This window comes from Bradyrhizobium sp. (assembly GCF_035484855.1).
GTDB lineage: Bacteria > Pseudomonadota > Alphaproteobacteria > Rhizobiales > Xanthobacteraceae > Bradyrhizobium.
Window position 1 is genome coordinate 1 of sequence record NZ_DATHOP010000071.1, and the last position, 15,389, is coordinate 15,389.

Annotated in this window: 14 protein-coding genes; 6 read left to right on the forward strand and 8 right to left on the reverse strand. The window is 62.7% G+C overall.

Going from position 1 to position 15,389, the window contains the following annotated elements; genetic code table 11:
• Window positions 1-230: hypothetical protein (locus tag VK804_RS08010; protein WP_325369657.1), on the forward strand; the 230-nt coding region annotated here is incomplete at its 5' end.
• A gap of 16 nt (window positions 231-246) precedes the next feature.
• Here VK804_RS08010 and VK804_RS08015 read toward each other — a convergent pair.
• Together VK804_RS08015 and VK804_RS08020 are read right to left on the reverse strand one after the other, a co-directional pair.
• Entirely contained in the window at window positions 247-540 is a 294-nt protein-coding gene (locus VK804_RS08015) for a hypothetical protein (protein ID WP_325369658.1), read from the reverse strand.
• Window positions 541-553: 13 nt separating this feature from the next.
• Window positions 554-877, reverse strand: a complete 324-nt coding sequence (locus VK804_RS08020; RefSeq protein WP_325369660.1) for a hypothetical protein — start codon at window positions 875-877, stop codon at window positions 554-556.
• Between the two features lie 82 nt (window positions 878-959).
• Here VK804_RS08020 and VK804_RS08025 point away from each other — a divergent pair, with 82 nt between their 5' ends.
• Both VK804_RS08025 and VK804_RS08030 read left to right on the forward strand, forming a co-directional pair.
• Entirely contained in the window at window positions 960-1,748 is a 789-nt protein-coding gene (locus VK804_RS08025; RefSeq protein WP_325369662.1) for an AAA family ATPase, read from the forward strand.
• Between the two features lie 375 nt (window positions 1,749-2,123).
• Window positions 2,124-2,306, forward strand: a complete 183-nt coding sequence (locus tag VK804_RS08030; RefSeq protein WP_325369665.1) for a hypothetical protein — start codon at window positions 2,124-2,126, stop codon at window positions 2,304-2,306.
• A gap of 113 nt (window positions 2,307-2,419) precedes the next feature.
• Here VK804_RS08030 and VK804_RS08035 read toward each other — a convergent pair whose 3' ends face one another.
• The 5 genes from VK804_RS08035 to VK804_RS08055 form a co-directional block, all read right to left on the reverse strand.
• A complete protein-coding gene (locus VK804_RS08035) occupies window positions 2,420-2,635 on the reverse strand; it encodes a hypothetical protein (RefSeq protein WP_325369667.1) in 216 nt (71 codons plus the stop codon).
• Window positions 2,632-2,958, reverse strand: coding sequence for a DUF4258 domain-containing protein (locus VK804_RS08040; RefSeq protein ID WP_325369669.1), 327 nt, complete (start codon window positions 2,956-2,958; stop codon window positions 2,632-2,634). The genes VK804_RS08035 and VK804_RS08040 overlap by 4 nt, the downstream gene beginning before the upstream one ends.
• Before the next feature lie 4 nt (window positions 2,959-2,962).
• Entirely contained in the window at window positions 2,963-5,938 is a 2,976-nt protein-coding gene (gene uvrA / locus VK804_RS08045) for an excinuclease ABC subunit UvrA (protein WP_325369671.1), read from the reverse strand.
• 264 nt (window positions 5,939-6,202) lie between these two features.
• Complete coding sequence (locus VK804_RS08050) at window positions 6,203-6,964, reverse strand: outer membrane protein (protein ID WP_325369673.1); 762 nt, start codon at window positions 6,962-6,964, stop codon at window positions 6,203-6,205.
• A gap of 252 nt (window positions 6,965-7,216) precedes the next feature.
• On the reverse strand, window positions 7,217-7,993 hold the full coding sequence (locus VK804_RS08055) for an outer membrane protein (protein ID WP_325369675.1): 777 nt from the start codon (window positions 7,991-7,993) through the stop codon (window positions 7,217-7,219).
• Window positions 7,994-8,437: 444 nt separating this feature from the next.
• Here VK804_RS08055 and VK804_RS08060 point away from each other — a divergent pair, with 444 nt between their 5' ends.
• The 3 genes from VK804_RS08060 (at window position 8,438) to gyrA (ending at window position 12,433) form a co-directional block, all read left to right on the forward strand.
• Complete coding sequence (locus tag VK804_RS08060) at window positions 8,438-8,923, forward strand: single-stranded DNA-binding protein (RefSeq protein ID WP_325369677.1); 486 nt, start codon at window positions 8,438-8,440, stop codon at window positions 8,921-8,923.
• Between the two features lie 151 nt (window positions 8,924-9,074).
• Window positions 9,075-9,473 carry a DUF2306 domain-containing protein gene (locus VK804_RS08065; protein WP_325369679.1) on the forward strand — a complete coding sequence of 133 codons (399 nt, stop codon included), beginning with the start codon at window positions 9,075-9,077 and terminating at the stop codon, window positions 9,471-9,473.
• Between the two features lie 227 nt (window positions 9,474-9,700).
• Window positions 9,701-12,433, forward strand: a complete 2,733-nt coding sequence (gene gyrA / locus VK804_RS08070; protein WP_325369681.1) for a DNA gyrase subunit A — start codon at window positions 9,701-9,703, stop codon at window positions 12,431-12,433.
• Window positions 12,434-12,681: 248 nt separating this feature from the next.
• Here the strand turns inward: gyrA and VK804_RS08075 are convergent.
• Window positions 12,682-15,389: efflux RND transporter permease subunit (locus tag VK804_RS08075; protein ID WP_325369683.1), on the reverse strand; the 2,708-nt coding region annotated here is incomplete at its 5' end.

Consider the following 15,389-nt stretch of genomic DNA (forward strand, 5'->3'; position numbering starts at 1 on the left):
GTTTGCTATCAATTTCCTTGCCCTCCAACCAGAGGGCGCAGGGAATACCGGGTGCACGACGCACCCGCAGCCTTGCGTGCAAGATAAAAAAGCACACAAGCGTAGTCACCACGGTCACACCGGAAACACCCGGCATTCCCCGCGCAATGGTTTTAACGGGTTCCTTCGTGCTCTCCCCGGTGACCGGGCTTTGTTGTCACCGTCATCAGCAGATCGCTCCGCCAACTTGACGCCAGCGTCGAGGCGTCAGGACCACACGACTTCGCCGTCCGCTTCAGTGCCGTTCGTCAAAGGCGCATCCGCGTCCACCGCATCCCGTTCCGCGTCCGTGACGATCGCGAGCCGCCCCTCCTGTGGAACGGGATGCCTATTTTTAAAACTGATTTTAGCAACGGCGAAAGCGGAATATTTTTCGCAGCGGGGCTGGACTTTGAATTGCCGGATGCGCGCGTGATTTGCCCGTCGGGCAAAATCAACGCCGGCGTTGCCTGGGTGAAGTGAACGAATTGGTGCTTTCAAATTCGCAAAGGCGATGCGCACGAGATCGACTGCGCTAGCGCAGCTTGCGCACGTGAATGTTGATATCGAGGTCGATCTCGGTCACGCATTTCTGCGATGTCTTGTGCGAACCGCCCGCATACCAGCGCCCTTCGCGCGCTTTGGCATTTCCGACATTGGCCAGTCTCAGGCATCGCCATTGCGGCAGCCTGCCGCTGCTCTCGCCGGCGAACTGCCACGCCAGCACGACCTCTTCGCCGCTTTTGTTGCTGCCGATGATGTGGGGACACAGTTCGCGGCGGCGGCCGTCATAGCTGCACACGACCTGCTGCTCGCCGAGGATGGCGTTGCGGAACAGGGTGTAGGTGCGGCTTCGCATCGGGCGGACCGGTTGCCATCTGGGATTGCAGGCCAATCCTAGTATAAGCAACGGAGATGGTGTTGTTCAGCCGGGAGCGCGCATGGCCTCGAGACGAAATCGAACGATCAACCTGCCGGCGCCCTATCTCCGGCGCATCTGGCTCGATCCCGCTGTTATCGCCGACCGCGCGGCCTATCCGTTCTGCCTGCCGTTCCTGCGCGACGATTTCGAGCTTAGTTTCGATAAGCCGATCACCATCATCGTCGGCGAGAACGGCACCGGCAAATCCACGCTGCTGGAAGGCGTCGCCGTGCTCGCCGGCTATGACGAGGCCGGCGGCGGCAAGGGTTACAGGCCGGTCGACCATTCGGATGCCCTGGAGAAGATGGGCGGCGCGTTGTCGGCCGCGCTGCGCGCGAGCTGGCTGCCGAAGATCACCAACGGCTGGTTCTTTCGCGCCGAGAGCTTTTTCTCGGTCGCGCGGTATCTCGATGCGGCCGGCAGCCCGTCGGCGAATTTCCTGTCGCATTCGCACGGCGAGGGCTTTATGCGTTTCTTCGAGGAGCGCTGCCAGCGCCAGGGCATTTTCATCTTCGATGAACCGGAGGCGGCGCTGTCGCCGGCGCGGCAGATGGAATTCCTGAAACTTCTGCGCCGGATGGAAGAGAGCACAATCTGCCAGGTCGTGATGGCCACGCACTCGCCGATGCTGATGGCCTATCCCAACGCGCGGCTGCTGCGGCTGACGAAGGATGGGCTGGAGCCGGTGAGCGTCGAGGAGACGGATCACTACAAGCTGATGCGGGAGTTTTGCGCCGATCCAAACGGGTTCGTGGAGGCGGTGATCGACGAATGGAAACCGCATCGCCGGGACGACGACCGATTCTGACGGCGCAGTGCGACGAGGTAGGGCGGATTAGCGTAGCGTAATCCGCCATCGCATAGTGGCGGAACGGCGGATTACGCCGGAGCCTGTCATCGGGCCGCGCTTCGCGCGGACCCGTTGGGCTAATCCGCCCTACGCGCTGACGTCAAATCCGCAACAGAGTCGTCATGCCCGGCGTCATGCCGGGCATCCACGTCTTTGCTGTTTCGACCAAGCAAGACGTGGATGGCCGGGACAAGGCCCGGCCATGACGGACATTGAACCGCGCGGCCTTGCCGCCTCACCAACCGTGTAAGATTACCGCCAACCGCTTGCCGATTGCGATGAAACAGGAGACGCTGCTCATGAATGATTGGACGTCGTTGGGCGGCCTCATGGTTGCCGTTTCTGCTGCTGATCGGCCTTTGGTTCTGGCTTTCGCGCAGATCCGGCATGCAGGCGCGCGGAAAGTCCGGCACGACCATGATCGACCTCTATGAGCAACAGGTCGCGGAGTCCCGCCGCATGAACGTCCTCTTGGAACGCATCGCCGTGTCGCTGGAGAAGCGCGAGGGTGTATAGGATAGGTGGAGCGAAAGAGGCTGGGCATACCGCCCAGCCTCGAAAGCGATACCCATTGGTCGAAGTTTGCGAAGGTCGATAGGTTTCGCGAAGAGCTCAACCCATCCGATGGGCTACTTTGCCGCAACAGGCGTCAGCTCGAACACTCGCCCGTGTTTCGCCGCCTCGGCAACGTCGCCGCGGCGCAAAGCCAACCTGACCGTGTCGAGCTTGTGCGTATCGTCGGGTGACAGGTATGGCGACCAAGCGGTATCGTCCTCGATTAAATCGACGGCGACCTCGGCGGCATACTTGCCTTCATGGATGAACTCTCTTGATCTTCGCGTCATGGCTTCTTCCGTTTTATGAAGTCAGGCGACCAGCGCTCGGTTGCCGGTCGATAGGCGGTTACCAGCACTGCCGGCGCCCCGCTATTCTTTGGGACACCCCACATCACGTGAATTGGCAGTCCACGCCCGTCGCGCTGCAACACCAACACGGATGGCTCCTTGCGAGAATCCGGATATTCCTCGACCACAACGGCTGACTCGATGCCGGCTAATACTTCCTCTAACAGAATATCATCAGCTTCTAGTTCGCGATAGCCATGTCGGGATATCAGATATTCACGCCTCTTCAAGAGCCCTCGAACGATGGCGAGTATCTGACTCAATCCGCTACTCCGCCGCCTCGCTCGTCCCGCGTTTCCTTTTCCCGCCGCGCTCCCTCGCCAGCACCGGGGCCAGGAACTTCCCCGTATAACTCCGCGGTGCCTTGACGATATCCTCCGGTGGACCCCAGGCGACGATTTCGCCGCCGCCGTCGCCGCCCTCGGGGCCGAGGTCGATCACCCAGTCGGCGGTCTTGATGACCTCGAGATTGTGCTCGATCACGACCACCGTGTTGCCCTGCGAGACCAGCTCGTGCAGCACTTCCAGCAGCTTCTTGACGTCGTGGAAGTGCAGGCCGGTGGTCGGCTCGTCCAGGATGTAGAGCGTGCGGCCGGTGGCGCGCTTTGACAGTTCCTTGGCGAGCTTGACGCGCTGGGCTTCGCCGCCGGACAGCGTTGTGGCCTGCTGGCCGACATGGATGTAGTCGAGGCCGACGCGGTGCAGCGTCTTGAAGGTTTCGCGGACGCGCGGCACCGCCTTGAAGAATTCGGCGGCTTCCTCGACCGTCATGTCCAGCACGTCGGCGATGCTCTTGCCTTTGAACAGGACTTCGAGGGTCTCGCGATTGTAGCGCTTGCCCTTACAGACGTCGCAGGTGACATAGACATCGGGCAGGAAGTGCATCTCGATCTTGATGACGCCGTCGCCCTGGCAGGCCTCGCAGCGGCCGCCCTTGACGTTGAAGGAGAAGCGGCCGGGTTCGTAGCCGCGCGCCTTGGCTTCGGGCAGGCCGGCAAACCATTCGCGGATCGGGGTGAAGGCACCGGTATAGGTCGCCGGATTCGAGCGCGGGGTACGGCCGATCGGGGACTGATCGATGTCGATGATCTTGTCGATATGCTCCAGCCCCTCGATGCGGTCGTGCGGGGCGGCGCCCTCGCTGGCGTTGTTAAGCTTTCGCGCGATCGCCTTGTAGAGCGTATCGATCAGCAGCGTCGACTTGCCGCCGCCGGAGACGCCCGTCACGCAGGTGAACAGGCCCAGCGGAATTTCGGCCGAGACGTTTTTCAGATTGTTGCCGCGCGCGTTGACGACTTTTATGGTGCGGCGATGGTTCGGCGGCCGGCGCTCGGGGATTTCCACCGACAACTCGCCGGTGAGGTATTTTCCGGTCAGCGAGTTCGGGTTGTTCATGATGTCCGATGGCGTGCCCTGCGCCACGATATGGCCGCCATGCATGCCGGCGCCGGGGCCGATGTCGAGCACATGGTCGGCGAGCCTGATGGCGTCCTCGTCATGCTCGACCACGATCACGGTGTTGCCGAGGTCGCGCAGCCGCTTCAGCGTCTCCAGCAGCCGCGCATTGTCGCGCTGGTGCAGGCCGATCGAGGGCTCGTCCAGCACATAGAGCACGCCGGTGAGACCCGAGCCGATCTGCGAGGCCAGTCGAATGCGCTGGCTCTCGCCGCCGCTCAATGTGCCGGAGGCGCGCGCCAAGGTCAGGTAGTTCAGGCCGACATCGAGCAGGAACGACAGCCGCTCGCGGATCTCCTTCAGCACGCGCGCGGCGATCTCGTTCTGCTGCGCGTTGAGCGCTTTCGGCACGGTCTCGAACCATTCGCCGGCGCGCTTCACCGACAGTTCCGAGATCTCGCCGATGTGCTTGCCGCCGATCTTGACGCAGAGCGCCTCCGGCTTCAGGCGAAAACCGTTGCAGGCCGCGCAGGGCACGTCGGAGAAATATTTTGCGAGTTCCTCGCGCGCCCATTCGCTTTCGGTCTCGCGATAGCGGCGGTCGATGTTGGTGATGACGCCCTCGAACGGTTTCTTGGTGTCGTAGGAGCGCACGCCGTCTTCATAGGAGAATTTGATCTCATCCTCGCCGGAACCGTGCAGGATGGCAGCCTGCGTCTTCTTCGGCAGGTCCTTCCATTTGGTGTCGAGCGTGAACTTGTAGAATTTCGCCAGCGCGGTCAGGGTCTGGACGTAGTACGGCGAGGACGATTTCGCCCATGGCGCGATCGCGCCCTTGCGCAAGGTCAATTCCTTGTCGGGAATGACGAGGTCTTCGTCGATATGCTGCTCGACGCCGAGTCCGCCGCAGGCCGGGCAGGCGCCATAGGGGTTGTTGAACGAAAACAGCCGCGGCTCGATTTCCGGAATGGTAAAGCCGGAAACCGGGCAGGCGAATTTTTCCGAGAACAGGATGCGTTCGGGGCCGCTCTTGTCGTGGATTTTTGCGGTCTTTTTCTTCTCGTCCGCGACCACCGCCGCCGGCACGTCCACATATTCGATCACCGCCAGCCCTTCGGCGAGCTTCAGCGCGGTCTCAAAACTCTCCGCCAGCCGCTGGCCGATGTCGGGCCGCACCACGATGCGGTCGACCACGACGTCGATGTCGTGCGGAAACTTCTTGTCGAGCACCGGCGCTTCCGCCAGTTCATAGAAGGTGCCGTCGATCTTGACCCGCTGAAATCCCTTCTTGAGGTATTCGGCGAGTTCCTTCCGATATTCGCCCTTGCGGCCGCGCACGACCGGCGCCAAGAGATAGAGCCGCGTGCCCTCGGGGAGTGCCAATACGCGGTCGACCATCTGCGAGACGATCTGGCTCTCGATCGGCAATCCCGTGGCGGGCGAGTAGGGCACGCCGACGCGCGCCCACAACAGCCGCATGTAGTCGTAGATCTCGGTGACGGTGCCGACGGTGGAGCGCGGATTTTTCGACGTGGTCTTCTGCTCGATCGAAATCGCCGGCGACAGGCCGTCGATCTGGTCGACGTCCGGCTTCTGCATCATCTCCAAAAACTGGCGCGCATAGGCCGACAGGGATTCGACATAGCGGCGCTGGCCCTCGGCATAGATGGTGTCGAAGGCGAGCGAGGATTTTCCGGAACCGGACAACCCGGTGAACACCACCAGCCGGTCGCGCGGAATCTCGACGTCGATGTTTTTCAGATTATGCTCGCGCGCTCCGCGAATCGTAATCGCGCGCGTGCCGGAGCCCGTGGTCTGCTGACGCTTCGCCCTGATCACTTCATCCATGTCGGCATTTCCAGGCGCGTTGACGCGCGCACATTCGGGCGCGCATCGCCGGGAAAACACCGGGATCGCGCGCCAGTGGCTGATCTCGGAACATAGGAAGAACGGGCAGGAATTTCCAGTGTCCCGAGCAAACCATCAACGGGTTATTGATTCGATGGCGGCAGGCGGCAGTAGCCGCGCGGGCAAACGACAAAAGCGCAAGCAAAAAGGCCGGCGCGAGGCCGGCCTTTTCTAGATGGCAGGAGCCCAAAGGTCCCGCGAAGCTCAGTACCTCGCGACCACCGGGCCGCCGAACCGATAGTTGATCCGGACCGTGCCCATGTCGACGTCCTGGCGGATGCTGTCGCTGCGGGTGACCGCAATCGCCGAGGTCGGGAACGTGACGTTGGAATTGCCCATGAACAGGTGGTCGTATTCGAAACCAACCGACCAGTTCGGCGCAAAGCCGATTTCGATGCCGGTACCGACCGCGCCGCCCCAGCGGGTTTCGGTGGTCTGGTTGAAGATCACGCCGGTCCCGGTGAAGAAGCTCGAATACTTGTTGTCGGAGACGGCGGCGCCGCCCTTGACGTACCAGAGCACGTTGTTCCAGGCGTAGCCGACCTGGCCGGTGAAGAGGCCCAGCGCGTCGATCTTGGTCTGGTTGGTGTAGGGAATCGGGAACGCCGTCAGGCTGGCATTCGATCCCGAAAGATCAGCCCAATCGCCCTGGGCTTCCAGGCCGAACACCCAATTGGTGGACTGCCAGCGATAGCCGACCTGGCCGCCGACCAGACCGCCGCTGGCGTTGTGGCAGCCTTCCGAGTTCGGGGGCACCGCGACGCCTGCGACGCTATTGATGGTGTAGCACTCGCGGCTCGAGGCGCCGCCGCCGTTGAGACCGATGTAGAAGCCGGCCCAGTCGTAGACGGGCGCCATGATCGGAGGGGGCGCCTTGGCGTAAGTCCGCGGAGCCAGATCCGCCGCCAGCGCAGGGGCGATCCCGAGGGCTGACAAACCGACCGCGGCCAACAATAGCTTTTTCATCGTTCTCTCTTCCGTTTCAGTTCACGTTCTTGATTTTGAAGCCGCCGGTTCTCGACACGGGTCGGCTCGATCATTCGAAGCGGGGAATTTTTAGCTCAATCGACCGTGAAATACCGTGACCCGAAGGCCACATCCGCGGCGGAAACGCTGTGGCAAAATCAAGGCAGACGTTTCTCGTGCGCGCAGCAAAAAGGCCGGCGGGAAGCCGGCCTTTTCAATTTCGAAATGCGTTAGGCTTGGTTCAGACCGCGATCAATATTTCGCGACCACCGGGCCGCCCCAGCGATAGTTGATGCGGGCGGTGACCATGTCGACGTCCTGGCGGATGCTGTCCGTGCGCGTCGGCGTGCCGAGCGGAGGGACAGTGCCGTTCGAGACCAGATTGTTGGTGCCGGAGCCCATGAACAGATGATCGTATTCGACCCCAAGCGACCAGTTCGGCGCGAAGGAGACTTCGAAACCGGTACCGGCCGTGCCGCCCCAACGGATTTCATTGCCCTGGTCGATGGGCAGGCCGCCCACCGTGGCGAAGCCGGTGTATCGGTTGGAGGTAACCGCGCCGCCGCCCTTGACGTACCAGAGCACGCTGTTCCAGGCGTAGCCGACCTGGCCGGTGAAGAGGCCGAGACCGTCGATGCGGGTCTGGTTGGTGGTGGCAGGGGTGAACAGGCTGACAGTCGATGCCTTCAGATCGCTCCAGTCGCCCTGGGCCTCGACGCCGAACACCACTGGCCCGGTCTGCCATCGATACCCCATCTGGCCGCCGGCCATGCCCCCGGTCGCATTGCTGCAGCCTTCCGAAACCGTCGGAACGGTAGGCACGCTAAGCACACTGGTGTTGGTCCAGCAGTTGTGGCTCCAGCCGCCGCCGCCATTGAGACCGAGATAGAAGCCGCTCCAGTCATACATCGCCGCTATCATCGGGGGCGGCGCCTTGGAGTAGGGGGCGGGCGCCAGATCGGCCGCGAAGGCGGGAGCAGCCAGGCTCAAGGCGGCGAGACCGACGATACCCAGCAAAAACTTTTTCATCGTTTTCTCCAGCTCTTCTTTTTCGCTTCTTGTTGCTTGGTCGGCTTTTTCTCGAAGCGTTTTCACGAAAGGCACTCGCGCGCGGCGATTCCACTCCAGTTTTCGCGGCCAATATAACCGATCGAAAGCGCCAGGGGCGTCTCCGAAATGCAACACCGGCCCACGAAGTGAAGCTTCGGAAGTTAATGATTTGTTGGGATTTTCGGACGTTTCCGGAGAGCGCTCGGGGCTTCCCAGGCGGACCGGCAATCTCGCCCCGGCATCGGGTACCGCCGCCCGAGATTTTGTGCCGTTTTGCGGTGGAACAAAACTGGAACATCGTCCCCGGCGATGCTATATGTGGATAACCGGGGATCGGCCGGCTCGCCGCATCGGCGAGCGTATAGGGTCGCGATCAACAGGTGTCCCCTTAAGGGGAGTGGTTTTCGAGAGTGGAGAGCGGCGATGGCGGGAAGTGTGAACAAGGTGATTTTGGTCGGTAATCTCGGCAAGGACCCCGAGATCAGGCGGACCCAGGACGGGCGGCCGATCGCCAATCTGAGCGTGGCGACATCCGATACCTGGCGCGACAAGGCGACCGGCGAGCGCAAGGAAAAGACCGAGTGGCATCGGGTCGTGATCTTCTCCGAGCCGCTCTGCAAGATCGTCGAGCAGTATCTCAAGAAGGGCGCCAAGGTTTACATCGAGGGCGCGCTGCAGACCCGCAAATGGACTGACGCCAGCGGGGTCGAGAAATACTCGACCGAAGTGGTGCTGCAGGGCTTCAACTCGGTGCTGACCATGCTCGAGGGCCGCAGCGGCGGAAGTGGCGGCGGTATCGGCGCCGATGACCAGGGCGGCGATTTCGGTTCGTCCACCGCAGCCCCGCGCCGCGCGGTCGCCGCCGCCGGCGCCCGCAACAGCGACATGGACGACGACATTCCTTTCTGAGAGGGATTTCTGAGAGGGGATTAAGTCGGCGGCCGCGCTCTTCCGACCGCGCGGGCGGCGGGTTGCGTTGACCCCAGGCATAAGTTGACCCAAAGCAGATGTTAATGGTACTAACATAATGTTAGGCCAATTAACATTAGGGCCCTGCATCATGACCCTGGTGCCGCTGCTTGACGCAGCCCCGGCGATCCCGCTTCACGCCTTCGCCGCGATGACCGCTTTCGTGCTCGGGCTCGTGCAGTTCGCCGCGCCGAAGGGGACCTTGCCCCATCGCACCATCGGCTGGATCTGGGTCCTGCTGATGGCCGCGGTGGCGATCAGTTCGTTCTGGATCCAACAGCTGCGGATCGTCGGTCCCTGGAGCCCGATCCATCTGTTGTCGATCTTCACGCTGATCATGCTTCCGCTCGCGGTGTGGCTGGCGCATCGGCATCGCGTCGTCGCTCATCGCGGTTTCATGATCGGCATTTTCACCGGCGCGCTTGTCATCGCCGGGCTGTTCACGCTGGTGCCGGGGCGGATCATGCACGCCGTCGTGTTCGGCCAATAGCCGTCCCCCGGAACGACAGCGCTGCCGGTGCATTTTCGGCCTTGAAAAGGCGCCCGCCAAACCGGTTCCGGAAGCTGGTTCCGCGGCCTTCCCGCGAAGGCTCGCCGGTCCCCGTAAGTCTCTGGAAAAACGAAGGGAAAAAGCGCTTGGCGTGAGCGTTTAAGGGTGGTTTGGAGACCCCCGATACGCTATATGATTCTCAAGCAAGAACTGACCGGATTCCCCCTTTGTCTGAGCCTGAAGATAAGCCCCCCGGCGAGCCGCCGGCGCCTTCCGATATTCGTCCCGTATCCATCCTCGACGAGATGAAACGCTCCTACCTCGATTACGCCATGAGCGTGATCGTGGCGCGCGCGCTGCCGGATGCGCGCGACGGGCTGAAGCCGGTGCACCGGCGCATTCTCTACGCGATGTACGAGAACGGCTTCGAGTGGAACAAGTCACACAACAAGTCGGCGCGCACCGTCGGCGACGTGATCGGCAAATACCATCCCCACGGCGACCAGTCGGTCTACGACGCGCTGGTGCGCATGGCGCAGGATTTCTCCATGCGCGTGCCGCTGATCGACGGCCAGGGCAATTTCGGCTCGGTCGACGGCGATATGCCGGCCGCGATGCGCTACACCGAATCTCGCCTGACCAAGATCGCGCAGACCCTGCTCGACGACATCGACAAGGACACCGTCGATTTCCAGGCCAATTACGACGACAAGGATCGCGAGCCGACGGTCCTGCCGGCGAAATTCCCCAATCTGCTCGTCAACGGCGCCGGCGGCATCGCCGTCGGCATGGCGACCAACATCCCGCCCCATAATCTGGGCGAGGTGATCGACGCCTGCGTGGCCCTGATCGACAATCCCGGGCTTTCCATCGACGAACTCATCAACATCGTCCCGGGCCCGGATTTCCCGACCGGCGGCATCATCCTCGGGCGCCAGGGCATTCGCGCGGCCTATCATCTCGGCCGCGGCTCGATCGTGATGCGCGGCAAGGTCAAGATCGACACCATCCGCAGGGATCGCGAAGCGATCATCATCACCGAGATTCCCTACCAGGTGAACAAGGCGACGATGGTGGCGCGCATCAGTGAGCTGCATCGCGAGAAGCAGATCGAGGGTATTGCCGATCTGCGCGACGAATCCGACCGCGACGGCATGCGCGTCGTGGTCGAACTCAAGCGCGACGCCATGGCGGACGTGGTGCTGAACCAGCTCTACCGCTTCACGCCGCTGCAATCCAATTTCGGCGCTAACATGGTGGCGCTCGACGCCGGCCGGCCGCAGCTGATGAACCTGCGCGACCTGCTCACGCTGTTCGTCGCCTTCCGCGAGCAGGTAGTGACCCGGCGCACCAAATTCCTGCTCAACAAGGCCCGCGACCGCGCCCACATCCTGGTCGGTCTCGCGATTGCGGTCGCCAATATCGACGAGATCATTCGCGTGATCCGGACCTCGCCCGATCCCAACACGGCCCGCGAAACCCTGATGTCGCGCGACTGGCAGGCCAAGGACGTCTCGGCGATGATCACGCTGATCGACGATCCGCGCCACCGGCTCAATCCCGACGGCACCGCACGGCTGTCGATGGAACAGGCCAAGGCCATTCTCGACCTGCGGCTGCAGCGCCTCACCGCGCTCGGGCGCGAGGAGATCGGCGAGGAGCTCGACAAGCTGGCGGTGGAAATCGCCGACTACCTCGACATCCTGCGCTCGCGCGCCCGCGTCCAGGCCATCATCAAGACCGAACTGACGGACGTGAAGAACGAATTCGCCACCCCGCGCAAAACCGTCATCGTCGACCAGGAGAACGAGGTCGAGGACGAAGACCTGATCCAGCGCGAGGATATGGTGGTCACGGTGTCGCATGCCGGCTACGTCAAGCGGGTGCCGCTGTCGGCCTATCGCGCCCAGCGCCGCGGCGGCAAGGGCAGGGCGGGCATGCAGACCCGCGACGAGGATTTTGTCTCGAGGCTGTTCGTGGCCTCGACCCATACGCCGGTGCTGTTCTTCTCCTCGCGCGGCCAGGTCTACAAGGAAAAGGTCTGGCGGCTGCCGGTGGCGGCGCCGAACGGACGCGGCAAGGCGCTGATCAACATCCTGCCGCTGGAGCAGGGCGAACGCATCACCACCATCATGCCGCTGCCGGAGGATGAATCCTCCTGGGCCAATCTCGACGTCATGTTCGCGACCACCGGCGGCAACGTCCGCCGCAACAAGCTGTCGGATTTCGTCGACGTCCGCCGTTCCGGCATCATCGCCATGAAGCTCGACGAGGACGAGGCCATCGTCGACGTTCAGATCTGTACCGAGCGCGACGACGTGCTGCTGACCGCGGCCGGCGGCCAGTGCATCCGTTTCCCCGTCACCGATGTGCGGGTGTTCACCGGCCGCACCTCGATGGGCGTGCGCGGCATCGCGCTGCCCAAGGACGACAAGGTGATCTCGCTGTCGATCCTGCGCCACGTCGAGGCGACGTCGGACGAGCGGTCGGCCTACCTGAAGATGCGTCGCGCGGTGGCCGGCGAGGCCGCGGCCGAGGAGGCACCGGAAGCCGAGGCCGAGGAAACGTCGGGCGCCCTTCAGCTCAGCTCCGAGCGCTATGTGGAAATGTCGGCGCAGGAGCAGGTGGTGCTGACGGTCTCTGTCAACGGCTACGGCAAGCGCACCTCGTCGTTCGAATACCGTACGACGGGGCGCGGCGGCAAAGGCATCGTGGCGATGTCGGTCAACGACCGCAATGGCAAGCTGGTGGCCTCGTTCCCGGTCGAGGACAGCGACCAGATCATGCTGGTGACCGACAAGGGCCAGTTGATCCGCTGCCCGGTCGAGGGCATCCGGATTGCCGGCCGCTCCACCCAGGGCGTCATCGTGTTCGACACCGCCGAGGACGAGCATGTGGTCTCAGTCGAGCACATCGGCGAGGAAGCGGAGAACGGCAATGGCAATGGCAACGGAGGCTAGGGCGGCCGCCTTGGCCTCCATCGAACGCAAAATGAGTTCCGCGAAGCGCGCTGTTCGATTCCGGCCAGGCCAGCAACTTATAGCGATGCATAGATGCTCAGAAACCACTGGGGGACCGGCATTTGTGCGATTCGGCTCTGCTCATTCGGCGCATCTTGACTCCAATTTTCTCCCCAAATCTGACGGCCGATCTCTGCTGAGAGTGGAGTCGAGAACGCTCGATCCCAACATCGTGACGCGATACGCCATCATTCCGCCGGGTCCGCGCTCGGCTCAACCGCTTTTTGAGGACGGGCCGATGGCCTGATGCGTTCGCGGATCGCCTGGAAGGTCACGTAAAGCGGCGGAATGACGAAGATGCCGAAGAACGAGGCGAAGATCATGCCGCCGAACACCGGGGTTCCGACGTCGCGTCGAGCGAGCTGCGAGGCGCCGACGGCAACCACCAGAGGAAGCAGACCGAGGATGAAGGCGAACGACGTCATCATCACCGGGCGGAAGCGCTGCCTCGCCCCTTCGGTTGCCGCCTCGAGCAAGGGCACCCCGTGCTCGCGCTTCTCCTTCGCAAATTCGACGATCAGAATGCCGTTCTTCGCGGCAAGCCCTATCAGCACGATGATGCCGATTTGCGCGTAGAGATCGAGCGTCAGACCGGCGAGCACAATCGCGGCAAACGATCCCAGGATGCCAACCGTCACCGACAGCAGCACGGGCACCGGAATGGTCCAGCTCTCGTAGAGTCCGACCAGGAAGAGATATGCAAACAGCACCGCAAAGCCGAGAATAATCCCGGTCTTGCCCTCGGCGCGCTTCTCCTGGAACGCGGTGTCGGTCCATTCGCCGGCGAATCCGGGAGGAAGCGTGCGTGTGGCCACCTCCTCCATGGCCTTGAGCGCTTGCCCGGACGAGACACCGGGCGCGGGCGCCCCCTGAACGGTCACGGCGCGGAGGTTGTTGTAGCGGATCAGCGACGGCGACCCGACCACGACGCGAACTTCCACCAGACTGCGGAGCGGGATCATCTCTCCTTTGCCATTGCGGACATTGATCCGATAAATGTCGTCGATACTGGCCCGGTCGGCAGCTTCGGCCTGAACCTGGACCTGCCAGGTCCGGCCGAACAGATTCATGTTGTTGACGAAATATCCGCCGAGCGAAGCCTGCAGCGCCTGGAAAACGGAGCTCAGCGGCACGCCAAGGATCTGTGCCTTGTCGCGATCGATGTCGAGGTAGATCGACGGGTTCGTTGCCGAGAACGTGCTGAACACGCGGCTTAGCCGCGGATCCTGGTTGGCGGCAACCATGAGCCCGCGGACGACCTGCGCCAGCGCCTTCGGGTCGCCGCCGCGGAGATCCTCCAGCACGTAGGTGAACCCACCTCCGGTGCCGAGGCCGACGATCGGTGGCGGCGCCAGCGGTACGACGATTCCGCCCTGGATCTGCCGGAGCTTGGCGCCGAGCCGCTTGATCACCTCCGGCGCCCCGAGCGAAGCGTCCTTGCGCTCGTCGAAGGGTTTGAACGACAACACCATGAACGCCGCGTTCGACTGCGAGTAGTTGTCGATGAAGTTCAATCCGATCGCCGACGTATAGTCGGCGACAGCCGGCTCCTCCTTCACGATGGCTTCAGCCTGGCGGATCACCTCCGAAGTCCGTTCCACCGACGCGCCGCCGGGCAATTGCGCGACCACGAACAGCGCGCCCTGATCATCCTCGGGCAAGAACCCGGTTGGGGTGATCTTGGTCAGGCCCACGACGCCGACCGCGCAGACCGCGACGACAGCGAGTCCGATGACCGAGATTCGGACGATGCGGGCAACCGCACTCCCATAGGCGTCACGCACCCGATCGATAGAGCGCATCACAAACCCCATCACGCCGCGCCGGGGTCCGTGCTGTGGCCGCAGCAAGACCCCGCAGAGCGCCGGCGACAAGGTGAGCGCGTTGATCGCCGACAGAAACATCGCGACCGCGACCGTGACGGCGAACTGGCGGAACAGCTCGCCGGAAATGCCGGGGATGAAGGCCACCGGCACGAACACCGAGAGCAGTACCAGGGTGATGGCGATGATGGGGGCGATGATCTCGCCCATCGCCAGTTTGGTCGCCTCGCCGGGGGATAGCTCAGGATGCTCCTCCATCACCCTCTCGACATTCTCGACCACCACGATGGCATCGTCGACGACGATGCCGATGGCCAGCACGATCGCCAGAAGGGATACCGTATTGGCCGAATATCCTATCGCCTTGAGCACGATGAAGGTGCCGATCAGACTGACCGGCACCGCAAACATCGGGATCAAGGTTGCCCGTACGCTCCCCAGAAACAAAAAGACCACGATGACGACGAGGACGAATGCCTCGAGCAGCGTCTTTTGAACTTCATGGATGGTGTCGGTGACGAAGGTTGTCGGATCGTAAGTCACCTTCCATTCGAGATCGTCGGGGAATCGCGTTTTCAGTTCGGTCAAGCGATCGCGCACGGCCTTGAGGGTGCTGATGGCATTGGCGCCCGGCGATTGGAAGATGGCAATCACCGCCGCGGGGCCGCCGTTGAACCGCGTATCCCGGTCCAGATTGGCGGCGCCCAATTCCAGCCTCGCAACGTCGCTCAGGCGCAGCACGGATCCGTCCGGATTGGTGCGCACGATGATGTTGCTGAACTCCTCGGGTGAGTTCAGGCGGCCCTTGGTCTGAATGTTGAGCTGTAGCTGCTGATCGTCCGAAATCGGCCTTGCGCCGATGCGTCCGACGGCGGCCTGGATGTTCTGCGACTGGATCGCATTGATGATGTCGCCGGTCGTGAGATTGAGCCCGGTCAGCCTGTCGGTTCGGACCCAAGCCCGCATCGCGTAGTCCTGCGGGCCCCACAGAAAAGCGTCGCCGACGCCCGGGGTATTCTTGACGGGGTCGAGCAGGTTGATGGTGACGTAGTTGGAGATGAACAACGGATCGT

Coding starts and splice junctions, on each gene's coding strand:
- VK804_RS08020 (WP_325369660.1), bottom strand. CDS start 877: ATGCGAAGCCGCACCTACACCCTGTTCCGCAACGCCATCCTCGGCGAG.
- VK804_RS08025 (WP_325369662.1), top strand. CDS start 960: ATGGCCTCGAGACGAAATCGAACGATCAACCTGCCGGCGCCCTATCTC.
- VK804_RS08035 (WP_325369667.1), bottom strand. CDS start 2,635: ATGACGCGAAGATCAAGAGAGTTCATCCATGAAGGCAAGTATGCCGCC.
- uvrA (WP_325369671.1), bottom strand. CDS start 5,938: ATGGATGAAGTGATCAGGGCGAAGCGTCAGCAGACCACGGGCTCCGGC.
- VK804_RS08050 (WP_325369673.1), bottom strand. CDS start 6,964: ATGAAAAAGCTATTGTTGGCCGCGGTCGGTTTGTCAGCCCTCGGGATC.
- VK804_RS08055 (WP_325369675.1), bottom strand. CDS start 7,993: ATGAAAAAGTTTTTGCTGGGTATCGTCGGTCTCGCCGCCTTGAGCCTG.
- VK804_RS08060 (WP_325369677.1), top strand. CDS start 8,438: ATGGCGGGAAGTGTGAACAAGGTGATTTTGGTCGGTAATCTCGGCAAG.
- VK804_RS08065 (WP_325369679.1), top strand. CDS start 9,075: ATGACCCTGGTGCCGCTGCTTGACGCAGCCCCGGCGATCCCGCTTCAC.